A 16860-nucleotide genomic window follows, 5' to 3' on the forward strand; every position below is an offset into this window, starting at 1 on the left:
TTCAGTACAGCGCGACGTGAGCGATGGCCGCGCGAATGGCGCGTTAGCCTACCGGATTCATGCCGCGCTGTGGGTGAACTAGGCCAGGAACTGCTGCAGCAGATCATTGAGAAACAGCTGGCCCTTGGCCGTGGCGACCAGTCGAGTTTCATCGGCTTGCAGCAGGCCCTGGCGTTCGGCTTCGCGGCGCGCCTGTTCGAGTTGCTGCAACGGCAGGCCGGTGCGCTGGCTGAACAGCTCGGCTGGCGCGCCTTCGCTCAGGCGCAGCACGTTCATCAGAAATTCGAAGGGCAACTCGTCGGCTGCCAGCAGGCGTTCGCCGGCCTGGAATGCCTTGGCCGGGTCGAGGTAGTCCTTCGGCAGGCGGGTTTTCCAGGTGCGCTGGATGCGCCCTGCGGGTGTGCTCAGCTTGGCGTGGGCGCCAGCACCGATGCCGAGAAAGTCGCCGAAGGTCCAGTAGTTGAGGTTGTGCCGCGCCTGTTTGCCGGCCTGGGTGTAGGCGGACACCTCGTACTGCGCGTAGCCCTCGGCGGCGAGCAGCGCCTGGCCGGCTTCCTGGATGTCCCACAGCAGATCGTCTTCGGGCAGCTCGGGTGGCTGGCTCCAGAACACCGTATTCGGCTCCATGGTCAGCTGGTACCAGGACAGGTGTGTCGGCCCCTGGCTGATGGCCGTGCGCAGGTCGAACAGGGCGTCCTCGATGCTCTGCTCGGGTAGGCCGTGCATCAGGTCAAGGTTGAAATTGTCGAAGCCGGCAGCGCGGGCCATGTCGGCGGCGCGAATGGCCTCGTCGCCATCGTGGATACGCCCCAGTGCCTTGAGCTTGGTCTGCTGGAAACTCTGCACACCGATGGACAGACGGTTGATGCCGAGGCTGCGGTAGCCCTTGAACTTGGCCTGCTCGAAAGTGCCGGGGTTGGCTTCCAGGGTGATCTCGATGTCACCAGCGAAGGCCACACGCCGCTCGACGCCTTCCAGCAAACGGCCCAGGGCGCGGTCGGAGAACAGGCTGGGCGTGCCGCCACCGAAGAAGATCGAAGTCAGTGGCCGGCCATGGACGTGCTGCAGGTCGGCATCGAGATCGGCCAGCAGCGCGTCGACGTATTCCTCTTCAGGCAGCGTCGGCCCGGCGGCATGGGAGTTGAAGTCGCAGTAAGGGCATTTGCGCACACACCACGGGATGTGGATATAGAGCGCCAGGGGCGGGAGCAGGAAACTCCCGCCAGCGGTATTGCTCATGCCAGCCCCAGACGCTGCTTGAGCAGGGCCATGGCGCGGGCGCGGTGGCTGAGGCGATTCTTCTGTTCGGCAGGCAGTTCGGCACTGGAGCAGCTGGTTTCCGGCACCCAGAACAGCGGGTCGTAGCCGAAGCCTTGCTCGCCACGGGCTTCGTGCAGGATGTGCCCGTGCCACAGGCCTTCACAGAGGATCGGCAGCGGATCGTCGGCGTGCCGCACCAGCGCCAGGGCGCAGACGAACTGGGCGCCGCGCTCTGCGTCCGGCACGTCTTTCAGGGCAGCGAGCAGCTTGGCGTTGTTCGCTGCGTCGCCCTGGCCATCGGCATAGCGCGCCGAGTAGATGCCGGGCGCGCCGCCGAGAAAATCCACCGCCAGGCCGGAATCGTCGGCCAGCGCCGGCAGGCCGGAGATGCGCGCGGCGTTGCGTGCCTTGAGGATGGCGTTCTCGACGAACGACAGGCCGGTCTCTTCCGGTTCGACGCTGGAGAACTCGCCGATCGAGCGCACGCGTACCGCATCGCCGAGCATGGCCTGCAACTCTTTGAGCTTGCCGGCGTTATGGCTGGCCAGTACCAGTTCCTTGAGGTCGATCATGCGGATATTGCCTGTCAGTTGTACGTTGAATTACAGAATCTGTAGGAGCGGCGCCCCGCCGCGAACCAGGACGGCAGCGCCCTGAAAGCTTCGCCCTGGGGCGGGGCGCCTACGCAAAGATGCCGGCAGCGCCTGCGGCATCAGTCATCCGGGAACATTTCCTGGTTGAAGGTGATGCGGTGCGCGTCGTCGCCCTGGCGCACATCGAGGGTGAAACTGAGAATCTCTCGGCTGGAGAAGGGGAACTGCGCCAGGTAGTAGATGGCGCCGCTCTCGGTGACCTGCCTGAAGGTCAGTGCGCTGCTCTGCCCCAGCAGGTTCTTCACCTGGCCGCTGACCTGCGCGGTGCTGGCCTTGCCGGCCTTGAGTACGGCGATATTGACCACGCCCTGGGTCTTGCTGCGTACCAGGCCGGCGGCGCTGGCGATGTCCGGCTGGATGAAGCTGGAATTGAACACGCTGTAGTGCACGTCGAGGTCGCCGAAGCTCTGCTTGCGCTCGGCGGCGGCCGGCAGGGCCAGGCACAGGGCGATCAGGAAGGGGATGATGCGGCGCATGATGTTCTCCTCGTTCAGACCGCAACGCGGTGGGCGGACAGGTCCGCGCCGCTGATGCGGTAAATGCCGATCTCGCCCAACAGGTTGGGCCAGATGCGGCTTGCCAGGCCATGGCGGTGGTCACGGTCGACCGCCAGACGTTCTTCCACGCGGGCACCCTGGGCATGGCACAGGCGCTCGAAGTCCTCGAAGGTGCAGAAGTGGATGTTCGGTGTGTTGTACCAGGTGTAGGGCAGGAAGTCCGACACCGGCATGCGACCTTTTGTCGTCAGGTACCAGCGGCAGCGCCAGTGGCCGAAATTGGGGAAGGTGATGATGCAGGTCTTGCCGACGCGCAGCATCTCGGCCAGCACCTTGTCCGGGTAGTGCAGCGCCTGCAGCGACTGGGTCATGACCACCACGTCGAAGCTGTTGCTGGCGAAGTTGCCCAGGCCCAGGTCGAGGTTTTGCTCGATGACGTTGACGCCGCGCTCGATGCACAGGGCGATCTTGTCCGGGTCGATTTCCAGGCCGTAGCCGGAAACCTGCTTGTTGTCACGCAGCCAGGCGAGCAACTCGCCGTCGCCGCAGCCCAGGTCGAGCACACGGCTGCCCGGGGCGATCCATTCCTGGATGATGTCCAGATCCGCTCGCATGCTCATACCTCGATTCGCTTCATGTAGCTGCCGAATGCCTGCAGGTAGCGCGGGATCGGCATGAGGAAGGCATCGTGGCCCTGCGGCGCGTCGATTTCCAGGTAGCAGACGTTCTTCTTCGCTGCCGTCAGCGCATCGACGATCTCCCGCGAGCGGGCCGGGGAGAAGCGCCAGTCGGTGGTGAAGGACATCACGCAGAAGTCCGCCTTGGCCACGGCCAGGGTCTTGGCCAGATCACCGTCATGGGCGGCGGCCGGGTCGAAGTAGTCCAGCGCCTTGGTCATCAGCAGATAGGTATTGGCGTCGAAGCGGCCGGAGAATTCCTCACCCTGGTAGCGCAGGTAGCTTTCCACCTGGAATTCGACGCTGTGGAAGTCGTAGTTGAGCTTTTCGCTCTTTAGGCCACGGCCGAATTTCTCGCCCATGGCATCGTCGGACAGGTAGGTGATGTGGCCGACCATGCGCGCCAGCATCAGCCCGCGTTTGGGGGTCACGCCCTGTTCCAGGAAGTGTCCGCCGTGGAAATCCGGGTCGGTGAGAATTGCCTGACGCGCCACTTCATTGAAGGCGATGTTCTGCGCCGACAGCCTGGGCGCCGAGGCAATCGCCAGGCAGTGGCGTACGCGCTCGGGGTAGCTGATGGTCCACTGCATGGCCTGCATGCCGCCGAGGCTGCCGCCGATCACTGCCGCCCACTGCTCGATGCCCAGAGCATCGGCCAGGCGTGCCTGGCTGTGCACCCAGTCTTCCACCGTCATCACCGGGAAGTCGGCGCCATAGGGCTTGCCGGTCGCCGGATTGGTGCTGCTGGGGCCGGTGGAACCGTTACAGCCACCCAGATTGTTGAGGCTGACGACGAAGAATTTGTTGGTGTCGATCGGTTTGCCGGGGCCGATGCAACTGTCCCACCAGCCGGGCTTGCGATCATCCGGGCTGTGGTAGCCGGCGGCGTGATGGTGGCCGGACAGAGCGTGGCAGATCAGCACCGCATTGCTGCGCGCGGCGTTCAGTTCGCCATAGGTTTCGACGACCAGTTCGTACTCGGCCAGGCTGCGCCCGCAGGCCAGCGCCAGGGGTTCGCTGAAGCGAAATACCTGGGGACTGACCAGGCCGACGGAATCTTGGGGAAATGCAGTGGGCATTGAGGCGCTGCTAATGAATCGGAGGAGGGCGCCAGTCTAAAGAGCACCGCCGGTAGCGGCAAGCGAGCAGGGCGTTCGCTTGTGCTACTGGCTTTGTTGCCGTGCCGCCGACGGCAGGCTGACCACCTTGCCCTGACGCTGCACTGGCGCCGGGCAGCGCAGCACGCGCAGCATGTCGCTGGCCAGGGCCAGTTGTTGCTCCAGCTCTTCCTGGTAGCGCGCCAGTTGTTGGCTGCGCTTGTGCGTCTGCTGGGTTTCCTGGGCCAGGGCCTTGAGGCGCAGCATGTGGCTTTCCAGCATCTGCTTGTGCTCAAGGGTGTGCTGCATCAACGGCATCAAGGCATCGTTGGCCCATTGCTCGGCGTCCTGGCGCAGGCGCTGGTGTAGGCCGATCACTTCCTGGGCCAGGGTGGCGAAGAAGCGCCGGGTCAGGCTGCGCTGCTCGGTGAGCAGGGTCTTCAGGTGCAGGCGGAACTGGTCGCCCTTGGCTTGCAGTTTTTTCAGCTCGCGCAGATAGCGCTGGATCTTGAACTGCGGCGCGTCGACCCCGCCCAGCGGGCTCTCTTCGTTATGTCGGCGATAGATGGCGGCGACCATCTTGTTGGCCATTTCCGCCTCGTGCTGCAGGTTGTGCAGATCCTGTTCGACGGCGCGGAAGAACTGCAGGATGGCCTGGTTGATGCCCAGAGTGGTCCAACTGCCGGTGAGGTTGCGACGGACTTCGCTCAGGTGCTCTTCCAGGCGTTCGGCGCGTGCGGCGTGGCGCAGCAACTGGCCCTGGCGTTGCAGCAGGCGCTGGTTGGTCTTCAGACCGAGCAGGCGTTTGTGGTGCTGGGTGTGATCTTCCTTGGTCTTGGCGGTCAACTCGAACAGCAACTGGCCATTGTCCTGTTGGTGGTTGCCGAGCAGCGCCAGTTGTTCGCTGACCTTTTCCAGGCGCAGGTTGAGCACGTGCTGGCTGTTGTTCAGCAAGGCCAGCACCTGACGCACCACATGATCTTCGATCAGGCGTTCCTTCTGCGCGACGATGCGTTCGCACAGCAGGTTCTCCAGATTGGCCATCTGGCTGCGCGCCAGCAATGCCTTGTCCTGGCGCACCTTGGCCAGCAGCGCCTGCTTGGCGGACAGCGGCAGCACGTCCTGCCTGGCGATGCCCAGCTGTTTGGCGGTGGCACTCTGGATTTGGCCGATGGCGTTCTGCACGAAAGTTTCGCCGGCGAGGTCGTCCCACAGTACGTCGATCTTGTTCAGCACGGCGAACAGGCAGGTTTGCGCGTCGTCGTCGAGCTGGCGGATGTGCTGCTGCCAGATGTGCATGTCACTGGCGGTGACGCCGGTATCGGCGGCCAGCAGGAAGATGATCGCCTGGGCATTGGGCAGCATCGACAGGGTCAGCTCGGGTTCACTGCCCAAGGCGTTTAGGCCGGGGGTGTCGAGAATACGCAAGCCCTGGCGCAGCAGCGGATGATCGAAGTTGACCATCGCATGGCGCCAGGCAGGCACCAGCACCTGGCCGCGTTTGCCGGTGCCTTCGAGCATGTCTGGGTGGAAGCCGAGCTGGATCGCCTGTTCCACCGGCATGGCTTTGGTCTTGGCCACCTGGCTGAAAGCCAGCGCCATGTTGGCGGGGTCGCTGGTATCCAGCGGGATGTTCACCCAGTGCCGGGGAATGCGCTTGAACTGCGCGACACTGGCCGAGGCCGTGCGGGTCTCGATCGGCAGCAGACGAATGTAGGGGCGCTCCGAGCGTGGGTCGAAGAACAGCTCGGTGGGGCACATGGTGGTGCGCCCGGCATGCGAAGGCAGCATGCGCTGGCCGTATTCGGAGAAGAACAGGCTGTTGATCAGCTCGGTCTTGCCGCGCGAGAACTCGCCGACGAAAGCCAGGGTGATGTGGTCGGTACGCAGGATCTTCAGCGCGCGTTCGAGCTTGGCCTGAACCGCCTCGGAGTTGAGCCGGTTGTGCTCCAGCCAGCTGCGATAACGCGTGATCTCACGCATCAGTTCGCGTTTCCAGGCGACGTAGGCGTCAACCTGCTGGCTGAGACGTTCCATGCTCATCCTGGCTCTCCTCTCGGCAAGATCACCTCTTGCGGGGGCTGCGTAACGGTTCGGTTCGGGGTGCCGCCAGGAAGCACGGCATTTCGCGAGAACAGTTTGCATTATGCGAGCTGCAAGGCAGCCGTCAATTGGCCTCTTCGACAGTCCCGCCTTATGGTCGGGTGCGGCGACTGAGCGGTCGTCAGGCGCGCTGCAGCCCAGGAATCGGCGGCAGGCTTCGCGGGGCGCGAATACGCAGGCGTTTATGTCGATTGAGTTCGCCGCTTTCCAGGCTCACCTGGCTCTTGGCCACGCCGAAGGCCTTGGCCAGGAAGGCCTGTAGGTGGGCGTTGGCCTTGCCGTCTACCGGCGGGGCGGTGAGTCGGATTTTTAGCCGCTCACCCTGCAGCCCGGCGAACTCGTCCTTGCTCGCCTTGGGCTGCAGGTGGCAGTCGAGGATCAGGTCCTCGCCATCCCAGCGGTAGAAGTTTGTGGTCTTGATGGACATGCCCCTCATCCGGCGCTGCGCGCCACCTTCTCCCGTTGGGAGAAGGTCGGCAAGGAAAGCGTCGCTGCGCGACTTTTATGTTTAAAGGAAGGGGCTGAGCATCGGCGGCAGACCAGTGGAGGCCGCCAGACCGCCAATCACGAAACGATCGATCAGGTTGATGGTGATGAAGGCGAAGATCGGCGAGATATCCAGGCCGCCGAGGTTTGGCAGCAGCTTACGGAATGGCGCCAGCAGCGGCTCGCAGATCTGGTTCACCAACTGTGCGCCCGGGTTGTAGCTGCCCGGAGCGACCCAGGAGAGGATCACGCTGATGATCAGGGCGAAGAAGAACACCTTGAGAAACAGCGAGGTCACGCCAATCATCGACCACACCAGCAGCTGCAGGATGAAACCGCCGACGTTGTAGCCCATTAGGGTCAGGGTGACGATCATCAGCAGCAGCTGTACCAGGATAGCCAGCACCAGCGAAGCCAGGTCCAGCCCGGCGAAGCCCGGAATGATCCGGCGCAGTGGAGTTACCAGCGGTTGCGTGGCCTTGACGATGAACTGGCTCAGCGGGTTGTAGAAGTCGGCGCGTACCAGCTGGAGGATGAAACGCAGCAGGACGATCAGCAGATACAGGCTGCCGAGGGTCTGAATGATGTAGATCAGGGCTTCGATGAGTCCGGACATGTGTGCTTCCTTTATTGACCCAGTTGTTCGGCCAGTTCGGCCGAGCGATTGGCGGCGGCGTTGAGTGCCTGTTGTACCAGCGTTTCGAAGCCGCCGGCCTGAAAGGTTTTGATCGCCGCTTCGGTGGTTCCGTTCGGCGAGGTCACACGGCGCCGCAGTTCGGCGGCGTCGACATCACTCTCGCTGGCCATGCGTGCGGCGCCCAGAGCGGTCTGGATGCTCAGTTGGGCAGCGGTTTCGCGAGGCAGGCCGAGTTTTTCACCAGCCTCGGTCATCGCCTCGATCAGCAGGAAGAAATAGGCCGGGCCGCTGCCGGACACGGCGGTGACTGCGTCGATCTGTGCTTCGTTATCGAGCCACAGCGCCAGGCCAACGGCGCTCAGCACCTGCTCGGCCTGGGCCTTCTGCGCGGCGCTTACGCGGGCATTGGCGAACAGCCCGGACACGCCCTGACGCAGCAGCGCCGGTGTGTTGGGCATGCAGCGCACCACTGCACGCTCGCCCAGCCAGTTTTCCAGGCTGGCGCAGCTGATGCCGGCGGCGATGGAGATGATCACCTGATTGGGAGCCAGGTGCGGTGCCAGATCCAGGCATACCGCCTTCATGATCTGCGGCTTGACCGCCAACACGATCAGATCGGCGCCTTTTATGGCTTCAGCGTTGTCGGCGAAGGTGGCGATACCGTGCTCCTGCTGCAGGCGTGCACGTTGTTCGTCACCAGGCTCGCTGGCACGAATGGCGCTGGCCGCCACGCCCTGGGCGCGCAGGCCGCCAATCAGGCTGGCGGCCATGTTGCCGGCGCCGACGAAGGCGATGCTCGGGTTGCTCATTGCAGAAATTCCTTCATTCAGTGAGTGGGCTGGCCGTAATCGCGGGCGCCGAACAGGGCCGTGCCGATGCGCACCCAGGTGGCGCCTTCGGCGATTGCGGCCTCCAGGTCATGGCTCATGCCCATGGACAGGGTATCGAGGTTCAGCGCCAGCTCATCACGCAATTGGCGCAAGTGGGCGAAGGCGGCATGTTGCGCCGCGATATCGTCGGTAGGTTCGGGAATCGCCATCAGCCCACGCAGGCGCAGGTTGGGCAGGGCGGTTACAGCCTTGGCCAGCTCTGGCAGCGCTTCCGGGCTGCAGCCGGATTTGCTGTCCTCACCGCTGACGTTGACCTGCAGGCAGATATTCAGCGGCGGCAGGTGGGCGGGGCGCTGCTCGGAGAGGCGTTGGGCGATTTTCAGGCGATCCACCGAATGTACCCAGTCGAAATGCTCAGCGATGGGCCGGGTCTTGTTCGATTGAATGGGGCCGATGAAGTGCCAGATCAAGGGCAGATCACTCAGTTCGGTCTGTTTTTCCAGCGCTTCCTGCAGGTAGTTCTCGCCAAAATCGCGCAAACCAGCCACATGAGCTTCACGAATGGCCGCTGCCGGTTTGGTCTTGCTCACCGCGAGCAGGCCGATATCCGTCAAATTACGCTGCGAGGCTTGCGCCGCCTCACGGATGCGCGCTCCGACCTTTGCAATATTCTCTGCTATCGTGGACATTACCTGCGCTCTATAAGCCTGGCCGTTGCGTTCGCGGCATTCTACCTGCTTGCTTGTAATTGGGGAGTCCCATGGATATCACTGAGCTGCTCGCCTTCAGCGCCAAGCAAGGCGCGTCGGATTTGCACCTCTCGGCGGGTCTGCCGCCGATGATCCGCGTCGACGGCGATGTACGCCGCATCAACCTGCCGCCGCTGGATCACAAGCAGGTACACGCGCTGATCTACGACATCATGAATGACAAGCAGCGCAAGGACTTCGAAGAGTTCCTCGAGACCGACTTCTCCTTCGAAGTGCCGGGTGTGGCGCGTTTCCGGGTCAACGCCTTCAACCAGAACCGTGGCGCCGGTGCGGTGTTCCGTACCATTCCGTCCAAGGTGCTGACCATGGAAGACCTGGGCATGGGCGAGGTGTTCCGCAAGATCACCGACGTGCCGCGCGGCCTGGTGCTGGTCACCGGCCCCACCGGTTCGGGCAAGTCGACCACCTTGGCGGCGATGCTCGACTACCTCAACAGCAACAAGTACCACCATATCCTCACCATCGAAGACCCAATCGAATTCGTTCACGAGTCGAAGAAGTGCCTGGTCAACCAGCGCGAGGTGCACCGCGACACCCACGGCTTCTCCGAAGCGCTGCGTTCGGCCCTGCGTGAAGACCCGGACATCATCCTGGTGGGTGAGATGCGCGACCTGGAAACCATCCGCCTGGCGCTGACCGCCGCGGAAACCGGTCACCTGGTGTTCGGCACCCTGCACACCACCTCCGCTGCCAAGACCATCGACCGCGTGGTCGACGTGTTCCCGGCCGAAGAGAAGTCGATGGTGCGTTCGATGCTCTCCGAGTCGCTGCAGGCGGTGATCTCACAGACCCTGCTGAAGAAGATCGGTGGCGGTCGCGTGGCCGCGCACGAAATCATGATCGGTACGCCTGCCATTCGTAACCTGATCCGCGAGGACAAGGTCGCGCAGATGTATTCGGCGATCCAGACCGGCGGTGCGCTGGGCATGCAGACCCTCGATGCCTGCCTCAAGACCCTGGTATCCAAGGGCCTGGTCAGCCGCGACAGTGCGCGCGAGAAGGCCAAGAGCCCGGAAAACTTCTAGGAAAACCCAGTGGGTAGGGTGGGCTTCAGCCCACCAAGGCCGGCCACTGTTGGTGGGCTGAAGCCCACCCTACGGACTGCTTCACGGCTGTGATGACACGCTCGCAGCCGCTGGCCCTGCGCTGCGGGGCCATGCATTCATGCGTGCGGATGAGCGAACACGACGATGGAATTCGAAAAACTACTGCGTCTGATGGTCGAAAAAGGCGGCTCCGATCTGTTCATCACCGCTGGCGTGCCGCCGTCGATGAAGGTCAATGGCAAGATCATGCCGGTGACCAAGAACGCCATGTCGCCGGAAATGACCCGCGAAACCGTGCTGGGGGTGATGAACGAGGCGCAGCGTCGCGAGTTTGCCGAAAAGCACGAATGCAACTTCGCCATCAGCGCCCGCGGCATCGGTCGCTTCCGTGTCAGCGCCTTCTACCAGCGCAACCTGGTGGGCATGGTGCTGCGCCGCATCGAGACCAATATCCCCACCATCGACGACCTCAAGCTGCCGGACATCCTCAAGAAGCTGGCGCTGACCAAGCGCGGCCTGGTGCTGTTCGTCGGGGCTACCGGTACCGGTAAGTCCACCTCGCTGGCGGCGATGATCGGCTACCGCAACAAGAACAGCAGCGGCCATATCATCTCCATCGAAGACCCGATCGAGTACATCCACCAGCATCAGAGCTGCATCGTCACCCAGCGTGAAGTGGGCATCGACACCGAGTCCTTCGAAGTGGCGCTGAAGAACACCCTGCGTCAGGCGCCAGACGTGATCCTCATCGGTGAGGTGCGCACCCGCGAGACCATGGACCATGCCGTGGCTTTCGCCGAAACCGGTCACCTGTGTCTGGCCACCCTGCACGCCAACAACGCCAACCAGGCGCTGGACCGCATCATCAACTTCTTCCCGGCCGACCGGCAGAACCAGGTGTGGATGGACCTGTCGCTCAACCTCAAGGCCATTGTCGCTCAGCAGCTGATTCCAACCCCAGATGGTAAAGGTCGCCGCGCGGTGATCGAGGTCCTGATCAACACCCCGCTGGCCGCCGACCTGATCCGCAAGGGCGAGGTGCACGAGCTCAAGGGCCTGATGAAGCGCTCCACCGAGCAGGGCATGCAGACCTTCGACCAGGCGCTGTACAACCTCTACACCCAGGGCGAGATCACCTACGAAGATGCGTTGCTCTACGCCGACTCGGCCAACGACCTGCGCCTGATGATCAAGCTCGGTTCGGAAACCGATGGCGATCACCTGACCAGCATGGCTCAGGGGTTGGCGCTGGAGGTCAGCGAGGAAGATCCGGGGCGTCGCTTCCGCTGACGCTGGCTGACGGGGGACGCGATGCGTCCCCTTCGTTTATCTGGACGATGCGTTTGCCCTTTCTGCCGGCCAGCACCAATGCCTGGCCATCGCGCTGCGCGCCGGCGCGTGCTTCGCTCATCAGTTGCGGAATCAGTGGGCCTTCCGGCAAGTGCTTCCAGAACCTCAGTGGCAGATGCTGCTGCATCACCGTGCGGTTTAGGCGTGCCGGGTTGAAGGTGCTGCCGTAATAGGCGCGCCACAGGGCCTGGCCGTCATCCTCGGGCTGCTGTGCCCAAGCCTGCCATTGTACCGGGCAGCGGCGTTCGTGCTGCAGGCGCTGGCCATCCCAGTACACGCCGTCACGCGGCGTGGCGATCAGCCAGCTGTGTTTGCCCAGGCGTTCGGCGAAGTGCCCGCTGGCCGAGGCGAGAATGTCATGCGCGGGTTCGAACCAGGCGACGAAGTCCGGCGCGTCAGGGGTTTTGCATGGCTGGAAACGCACGAAGGCATGCAGGTGATGCGCCTCGCGGCGCACCGCCTTGAGCCGGCGATGCAGCTCGCTGCCGTCCGGATCGCCGGCCAGCACAGCGCTGCGTTCACCCTGCACGAAGCGCCAGAGCACGCGGTAGAGCAGGCTCCAGCGTTCATCGCCGCGGTACTGGGAGGCACTTCCCAGCAAGTCCAGCAGTTCGGGGGACACGCGCAAGCGACCATTGGGCTCCGGCGCGCGTTCGGCGGGTTGGTCGAACAGGCTGGGTGGGGCCTCCTCGTCCAGCCATTGCAACTGATCGGGAGCCAGACCCTGCAGCAGAGCACGGCGCGCGGCCTGGCGCCAGGTGGCGAAGCTGCCGTCGAAGCGCAGGCTGTGCATCACCACAACGCCATTTGTGCCGGGGTGTCGCGCAGTTGCTGACGCAGCACCACGGATTCGTGTTCGGCGCGCGGTGGCCGGTAGTCCTGAGTGACGATAAACGGCTTGGCCTTTTCCAGTACGCAGCGCAGGCGGGTCAGATCCTCGTAGCGGATGCGCCGTTCACGCCGCAGCGCGCCCAGGCGTCGTGCGCTGAGTACGCCGATGCCGGGTACACGGGCAATCAGTGATTCGTCTGCGCGGTTGAGATCGACGGGAAACTGCTCGCGGTTGGCCAGGGCCCAGGCCAGCTTGGGGTCGATATCCAGATCCAGGTTGCCGGGGCCGGCGAGCAGCTCCGTGGCGCTGAAACCGTAGCCGCGCATGAGGAAGTCGGCCTGGTACAGGCGATGCTCGCGCAGCAGTGGCGGCGCCTCGAAGGGCACGGTCTTGGGGCTCTGCGGAATCGGACTGAAGGCCGAGTAGTAGACGCGGCGCAGGCGGTAGTCGTGGTACAGGCTCTGGGCGTTGTGCAGGATGGTGCTGTCATCGGTGGCGTCGGCGCCGACGATCATCTGCGTGCTTTGTCCGGCTGGGGCGAAACGTGGCGCGCGACGTTCTTCCTGGGCCTCGCGCTCGCCGAGATGAATGTTGTGCATGGCCTGGTGGATGCTGCCGACGTTCTTTTCCGGTGCCAGGCGCACCAGGCTGGTTTCGGTGGGCAGCTCGATGTTGACGCTGAGGCGGTCCGCGTACAGGCCGGCTTCGGCGATCAACTCCGGTGCGGCATCGGGAATGGTCTTGAGGTGAATGTAGCCGCGGAACTGGTGCTCCTGACGCAGCAGCTTGGCGACGCGAATCAGCTGCTCCATGGTGTAGTCGGCCGAGCGGATGATGCCGGAGCTGAGGAACAGGCCGCTGATGCAGTTGCGCTTGTAGAAGTCCAGTGTCAGCGTCACTACTTCCTCGGGGGTAAAGCGCGCGCGAGGTACGTCACTGGAACGACGGTTGATGCAGTATTGGCAGTCGTACAGGCAGAAGTTGGTCAGCAGTACTTTGAGCAGCGCCACGCAGCGACCGTCTGGCGTATAGCTGTGGCAGATGCCCATGCTGTTGGTCGAACCGATGCCGTCCTTGCCCTTGGAGCTGCGTTTTGGTGCGCCGCTGCTGGCGCAGGAGGCGTCATACTTGGCGGCGTCGGCGAGGATGGTGAGCTTTTCGATCAGTTGCATGGCGGGCAATATCTATACTGTTTTTTTATACAGTATATGGGCGTCGTACAGCTATCAAGCCATTCGTTGTGTTGCGCTGCCTCATTGCAAATGAAACCTTCACTCGGCGCGCAGCGTCATAGCTGTATCTCGCACAAGGAGTTCGCCATGCAACGACAGGATACGCACAGCAAGCTGATTGGCTACCTGCTGTGGATTTTCGGCTTTCTCGGTTCGCACCGTTTCTACTACGGCAAACCGGTCACCGGCACCATTTGGTTCTTCACCCTGGGATTGTTCTTCATCGGTTGGATCATTGACCTGTTCCTGATTCCCTCGATGGATCGCGAGGCCGACCTGCGTTTTACCGCAGGTGATACTGACTACAACGTGGCGTGGATCCTGCTGACCTTCCTTGGCATTTTCGGCGTACACCGCATGTATCAGGGCAAGTGGATCACCGGGATCATCTACCTGTTCACTGGCGGCCTGTTCCTGATCGGCGTGCTCTACGACTTCTGGACGCTCAATACGCAGATCTCGATCAAGAACGCGCAGCGTGGTTGAGTCAGAGGCAAGTGATTTGCACGATCTGCCTCCTCTCCCATTTATTGGGGCACGCCTAGTGGAGAGAGCTGGGGAGAGGGTGGTTCAGGCGGTTCGGTGTCGCCGGATAGACCCTCTCCCCCGGCCCCTCTCCCGCAAGCGGGAGAGGGGAGTCAAGCGCCGTTGCCCGGATGCACTCCGGGGAAAATGAAAAAGGGCATCCCACGGAATGCCCTTTTTCGTAGCGTTGGCGGAATCAGTCGTCGCTGTCGTCGTCGTCCCCGCCGTCGACCTTCATGCCCAGCTCCTTGATCTTGCGCGTCAGGGTGTTGCGACCCCAACCCAGCAGCAGGGCGGCGTCGCGGCGGCGACCGGCGGTGTGCTTGAGCGCGGTCTCTATCATGATGCGCTCGAACGCCGGCACGGCGCTGTCGAGCAGATTGGACTGGCCGCGTGCCAGGGCCTGGTCGGCCCACAGGCGCAGCGCCTGCTCCCAGTTGGTCACCGGTGCGGCGTCTTGCGGCTGGGTCAGCAGCTCCGGTGGCAGGTCGTCGACATGCACCTCACGGCCCGAGGCCATGACGGTGATCCAGCGGCAGGTGTTCTCCAGCTGGCGCACGTTGCCCGGCCAGGGCAGGTGCTTGAGGTAATCCTCGGTTTCGCTCTTGAGCAGCTTGGGCTCTACCGCCAGCTCCTGCGCAGCGCGGGCGAGGAAGTGATGAGCCAGGGTCGGAATGTCCTCGCGGCGGTCGGCCAGACGCGGGATATGGATGCGGATGACGTTGAGGCGGTGGAACAGGTCTTCACGGAACTTGCCGGCCTGTACCAGGGTTTCCAGGTTCTGGTGGGTGGCGGCGATGATGCGCACGTCAACCTTCACCGGGGTGTGACCACCGACGCGGTAAAACTCGCCATCGGCCAGCACGCGCAGCAGGCGGGTCTGGGTGTCGGCCGGCATGTCGCCGATTTCGTCGAGGAACAGCGTGCCGCCGTCGGCCTGCTCGAAGCGACCACGGCGCTGGTTGGCCGCGCCGGTGAAGGCGCCTTTCTCGTGGCCGAACAGCTCGGACTCCATCAGGTCCTTGGGAATTGCCGCCATGTTCAGGGCAATGAACGGCGCTGCTGCGCGTGGGCTATGGCGGTGCAGGGCGTGCGCCACCAGCTCTTTACCCGTACCGGATTCGCCGTTGATCAGCACGGTGATATTGGAGTGGCTCAAGCGGCCGATAGCGCGGAACACCTCCTGCATCGCCGGTGCTTCACCGATGATTTCCGGGGTACGCGCCTGTGCGGCGGGAGCGGCCAGGCTCTGCTGTTCCTGGGCGTGCTGGAAGGCGCGCTTGACCAGCGACACCGCTTCATCGACGTCGAACGGCTTGGGCAGGTATTCGAAGGCGCCACCCTGGTAGCTGGCCACCGCGCTGTCCAGGTCGGAATGCGCGGTCATGATGATCACCGGCAAGCGCGGATACAGCTCGCGGATGCGGGCCAGCAGGTCGAGGCCGCTGGCGCCGGGCATGCGGATGTCGGAGATGATCACGTCCGGCTGTTGGCGGGTCAGGCGGGCGAGTACACCGTCGGCACTGTCGAAACTCTGGGTGGTCATGCCTTCCTGTTGCAGGGCCTTTTCCAGTACCCAGCGGATGGAACGATCGTCGTCGACAATCCAGACGGTTTCACTGCGGCTCATGGCGTGGGCGCTCCTTGTTCCAGCGGTAGGAAGATCGAGAATACGGTGTGGCCGGGATAGCTCTCGCACTCGATCAGCCCCTGGTGCTGGCTGATGATGTTCTGGGTGATGGCCAGGCCCAGACCGGTGCCGTCGGCACGACCGCTGACCATGGGGTAGAAGATGGTTTCCTGCAGTTCCGGCGGAATGCCGGGACCGTTGTCGATGATCTCGACCTTGACCACCAGGCGGTGGCGCGTGTGGCCGATGGTGAACTGGCGCAGGGTACGGGTACGCAGGCTAATGCGCCCGAGGCCCATGTCGTGCTTCTGCCCGGCGATGGCCTGCATGGCGTTGCGCACGATATTGAGCACGGCCTGGATCATCTGCTCACGGTCGATCAGCAGATCCGGGATGCTCGGGTCGTAGTCGCGCACCAGAGTGATGCCGCCCTGGCATTCCGCTTCGATCAGATTGGCGACGCGCTCGAGCACTTCATGCACGTTGGTCATGGCCAGCGACGGCAGCTTGTTCGAGCCGAGCATGCGGTCGACCAGATTTCGCAGGCGGTCGGCCTCTTCGATGATGACGTTGGTGTAGTCCTTGAGGTCTTCGTGGGGCAGTTCGCGGGCCAGTAGCTGCGCTGCGCCACGAATGCCGCCGAGCGGGTTCTTGATCTCGTGAGCCAGGCCGCGCACCAGCAGTTTGGTGGTCTCCTGCTTGGACAGCTGCGCCTCTTCCTTGGTGATGCGCAGCAGGCGGTCGCGCGGGTGCACCTCCAGCAGCAGCAGGGTTTCGCCCATGCTGAACAGCGGCGTTACCGCGTAGTCCACGGTCAGCGTCTGGCCGGTGACCGAGGTCAATACGGCTTCGCGCTTGTTGAATGGATGCGCCTGTTCCACCGCCTGGCGCAAGGATGACAGCGCCTCGGGCGATTCGGTGAACAGGTCGCTGATGAACTGACCGTGGCTGCGTTGGCCGCTGACGGCCAGGAGCATTTCCGCCGCCGGGTTCATGTATTCAAGGCACAGCTGGCTGTTGAGCAGCAGGGTGGCGGTGGTCAGGTTGTCGAGTAGCAGGCGGTGCAGCGCGTCGTTGATGGTCATAGGCAGTGCGTTCCGGCGATGGGCAGGAAAATGCAAGAAGCAAACCAAAGCCCCGAAAAGACGCATTTTTTGTGCAGCCTGCCAGGTTTTAGTGGGGTTGCTGCGGGGGGCGGGCTGATCGAGGTGACCCAAAACAGGGAGAGCTTAGGG

17 protein-coding genes are annotated in these 16860 nt (G+C 63.4%); 3 read left to right on the forward strand and 14 right to left on the reverse strand.

Annotated features, from left to right (window positions below):
• Positions 1-78: 78 nt before the first annotated feature.
• From hemW to PSOLE_RS08700, 10 genes are all read right to left on the reverse strand, one after another.
• Positions 79-1239, reverse strand: a complete 1161-nt coding sequence (gene hemW / locus PSOLE_RS08655; protein ID WP_074855383.1) for a radical SAM family heme chaperone HemW — start codon at positions 1237-1239, stop codon at positions 79-81.
• A complete protein-coding gene (gene rdgB / locus PSOLE_RS08660) occupies positions 1236-1832 on the reverse strand; it encodes an RdgB/HAM1 family non-canonical purine NTP pyrophosphatase (protein WP_055984992.1) in 597 nt (198 codons plus the stop codon). The genes hemW and rdgB overlap by 4 nt, the downstream gene beginning before the upstream one ends.
• A gap of 140 nt (positions 1833-1972) precedes the next feature.
• On the reverse strand, positions 1973-2389 hold the full coding sequence (locus PSOLE_RS08665; RefSeq protein WP_003463950.1) for a DUF4426 domain-containing protein: 417 nt from the start codon (positions 2387-2389) through the stop codon (positions 1973-1975).
• A gap of 14 nt (positions 2390-2403) precedes the next feature.
• Entirely contained in the window at positions 2404-3024 is a 621-nt protein-coding gene (metW, locus tag PSOLE_RS08670) for a methionine biosynthesis protein MetW (protein WP_003463948.1), read from the reverse strand.
• Between the two features lie 2 nt (positions 3025-3026).
• Positions 3027-4166 (reverse strand): homoserine O-succinyltransferase MetX, encoded by a 1140-nt coding sequence (gene metX / locus PSOLE_RS08675; RefSeq protein ID WP_074855384.1) that lies wholly within the window; start codon positions 4164-4166, stop codon positions 3027-3029.
• 84 nt (positions 4167-4250) lie between these two features.
• Positions 4251-6227, reverse strand: coding sequence for a dynamin-like GTPase family protein (locus PSOLE_RS08680; RefSeq protein WP_074855385.1), 1977 nt, complete (start codon positions 6225-6227; stop codon positions 4251-4253).
• Between the two features lie 181 nt (positions 6228-6408).
• Entirely contained in the window at positions 6409-6714 is a 306-nt protein-coding gene (locus tag PSOLE_RS08685; protein WP_074855386.1) for a DUF167 domain-containing protein, read from the reverse strand.
• Positions 6715-6795: 81 nt separating this feature from the next.
• A complete protein-coding gene (locus tag PSOLE_RS08690; protein WP_003463941.1) occupies positions 6796-7389 on the reverse strand; it encodes a YggT family protein in 594 nt (197 codons plus the stop codon).
• Positions 7390-7400: 11 nt separating this feature from the next.
• Positions 7401-8219, reverse strand: coding sequence for a pyrroline-5-carboxylate reductase (gene proC, locus PSOLE_RS08695; RefSeq protein ID WP_003463939.1), 819 nt, complete (start codon positions 8217-8219; stop codon positions 7401-7403).
• A 17-nt stretch (positions 8220-8236) separates the two neighbouring features.
• Positions 8237-8929 carry a YggS family pyridoxal phosphate-dependent enzyme gene (locus PSOLE_RS08700; protein WP_074855387.1) on the reverse strand — a complete coding sequence of 231 codons (693 nt, stop codon included), beginning with the start codon at positions 8927-8929 and terminating at the stop codon, positions 8237-8239.
• A 71-nt stretch (positions 8930-9000) separates the two neighbouring features.
• Here PSOLE_RS08700 and pilT point away from each other — a divergent pair, with 71 nt between their 5' ends.
• Together pilT and PSOLE_RS08710 are read left to right on the forward strand one after the other, a co-directional pair.
• Positions 9001-10035: a type IV pilus twitching motility protein PilT gene (gene pilT, locus PSOLE_RS08705; protein ID WP_003463935.1), complete on the forward strand. Its 1035-nt coding sequence runs from the start codon at positions 9001-9003 to the stop codon at positions 10033-10035.
• A gap of 165 nt (positions 10036-10200) precedes the next feature.
• Positions 10201-11346, forward strand: a complete 1146-nt coding sequence (locus PSOLE_RS08710; RefSeq protein WP_074855388.1) for a PilT/PilU family type 4a pilus ATPase — start codon at positions 10201-10203, stop codon at positions 11344-11346.
• On the opposite strand, the gene PSOLE_RS08715 is transcribed toward PSOLE_RS08710, so the two are convergent.
• Together PSOLE_RS08715 and PSOLE_RS08720 are read right to left on the reverse strand one after the other, a co-directional pair.
• Complete coding sequence (locus PSOLE_RS08715; protein WP_003463932.1) at positions 11312-12199, reverse strand: TIGR03915 family putative DNA repair protein; 888 nt, start codon at positions 12197-12199, stop codon at positions 11312-11314. The two genes, PSOLE_RS08710 and PSOLE_RS08715, sit on opposite strands and share 35 nt — an antisense overlap.
• Positions 12199-13410 carry a putative DNA modification/repair radical SAM protein gene (locus PSOLE_RS08720; protein ID WP_074855389.1) on the reverse strand — a complete coding sequence of 404 codons (1212 nt, stop codon included), beginning with the start codon at positions 13408-13410 and terminating at the stop codon, positions 12199-12201. Before PSOLE_RS08720 ends, PSOLE_RS08715 begins: the two co-directional genes overlap by 1 nt.
• Positions 13411-13557: 147 nt before the next feature.
• Between PSOLE_RS08720 and PSOLE_RS08725 the strand changes: the two genes are divergently transcribed.
• Positions 13558-13956, forward strand: a complete 399-nt coding sequence (locus PSOLE_RS08725; protein WP_074855390.1) for an NINE protein — start codon at positions 13558-13560, stop codon at positions 13954-13956.
• Between the two features lie 235 nt (positions 13957-14191).
• Here the strand turns inward: PSOLE_RS08725 and ntrC are convergent, their stop codons facing one another.
• Both ntrC and glnL read right to left on the reverse strand, forming a co-directional pair.
• Entirely contained in the window at positions 14192-15625 is a 1434-nt protein-coding gene (gene ntrC / locus PSOLE_RS08730; RefSeq protein WP_003463926.1) for a nitrogen regulation protein NR(I), read from the reverse strand.
• Positions 15622-16710, reverse strand: coding sequence for a nitrogen regulation protein NR(II) (glnL, locus tag PSOLE_RS08735; RefSeq protein ID WP_074855391.1), 1089 nt, complete (start codon positions 16708-16710; stop codon positions 15622-15624). The genes ntrC and glnL overlap by 4 nt, the downstream gene beginning before the upstream one ends.
• Positions 16711-16860: the final 150 nt, after the last annotated feature.

Source organism: Pseudomonas oleovorans subsp. oleovorans (assembly GCF_002197815.1).
GTDB classification, from domain to species: domain Bacteria; phylum Pseudomonadota; class Gammaproteobacteria; order Pseudomonadales; family Pseudomonadaceae; genus Aquipseudomonas; species Aquipseudomonas oleovorans.

Coding starts and splice junctions, on each gene's coding strand:
- hemW (WP_074855383.1), bottom strand. CDS start 1,239: ATGAGCAATACCGCTGGCGGGAGTTTCCTGCTCCCGCCCCTGGCGCTC.
- rdgB (WP_055984992.1), bottom strand. CDS start 1,832: ATGATCGACCTCAAGGAACTGGTACTGGCCAGCCATAACGCCGGCAAG.
- PSOLE_RS08665 (WP_003463950.1), bottom strand. CDS start 2,389: ATGCGCCGCATCATCCCCTTCCTGATCGCCCTGTGCCTGGCCCTGCCG.
- metW (WP_003463948.1), bottom strand. CDS start 3,024: ATGCGAGCGGATCTGGACATCATCCAGGAATGGATCGCCCCGGGCAGC.
- metX (WP_074855384.1), bottom strand. CDS start 4,166: ATGCCCACTGCATTTCCCCAAGATTCCGTCGGCCTGGTCAGTCCCCAG.
- PSOLE_RS08680 (WP_074855385.1), bottom strand. CDS start 6,227: ATGAGCATGGAACGTCTCAGCCAGCAGGTTGACGCCTACGTCGCCTGG.
- PSOLE_RS08685 (WP_074855386.1), bottom strand. CDS start 6,714: ATGTCCATCAAGACCACAAACTTCTACCGCTGGGATGGCGAGGACCTG.
- PSOLE_RS08690 (WP_003463941.1), bottom strand. CDS start 7,389: ATGTCCGGACTCATCGAAGCCCTGATCTACATCATTCAGACCCTCGGC.
- proC (WP_003463939.1), bottom strand. CDS start 8,219: ATGAGCAACCCGAGCATCGCCTTCGTCGGCGCCGGCAACATGGCCGCC.
- PSOLE_RS08700 (WP_074855387.1), bottom strand. CDS start 8,929: ATGTCCACGATAGCAGAGAATATTGCAAAGGTCGGAGCGCGCATCCGT.
- pilT (WP_003463935.1), top strand. CDS start 9,001: ATGGATATCACTGAGCTGCTCGCCTTCAGCGCCAAGCAAGGCGCGTCG.
- PSOLE_RS08710 (WP_074855388.1), top strand. CDS start 10,201: ATGGAATTCGAAAAACTACTGCGTCTGATGGTCGAAAAAGGCGGCTCC.
- PSOLE_RS08715 (WP_003463932.1), bottom strand. CDS start 12,199: ATGCACAGCCTGCGCTTCGACGGCAGCTTCGCCACCTGGCGCCAGGCC.
- PSOLE_RS08720 (WP_074855389.1), bottom strand. CDS start 13,410: ATGCAACTGATCGAAAAGCTCACCATCCTCGCCGACGCCGCCAAGTAT.
- PSOLE_RS08725 (WP_074855390.1), top strand. CDS start 13,558: ATGCAACGACAGGATACGCACAGCAAGCTGATTGGCTACCTGCTGTGG.
- ntrC (WP_003463926.1), bottom strand. CDS start 15,625: ATGAGCCGCAGTGAAACCGTCTGGATTGTCGACGACGATCGTTCCATC.
- glnL (WP_074855391.1), bottom strand. CDS start 16,710: ATGACCATCAACGACGCGCTGCACCGCCTGCTACTCGACAACCTGACC.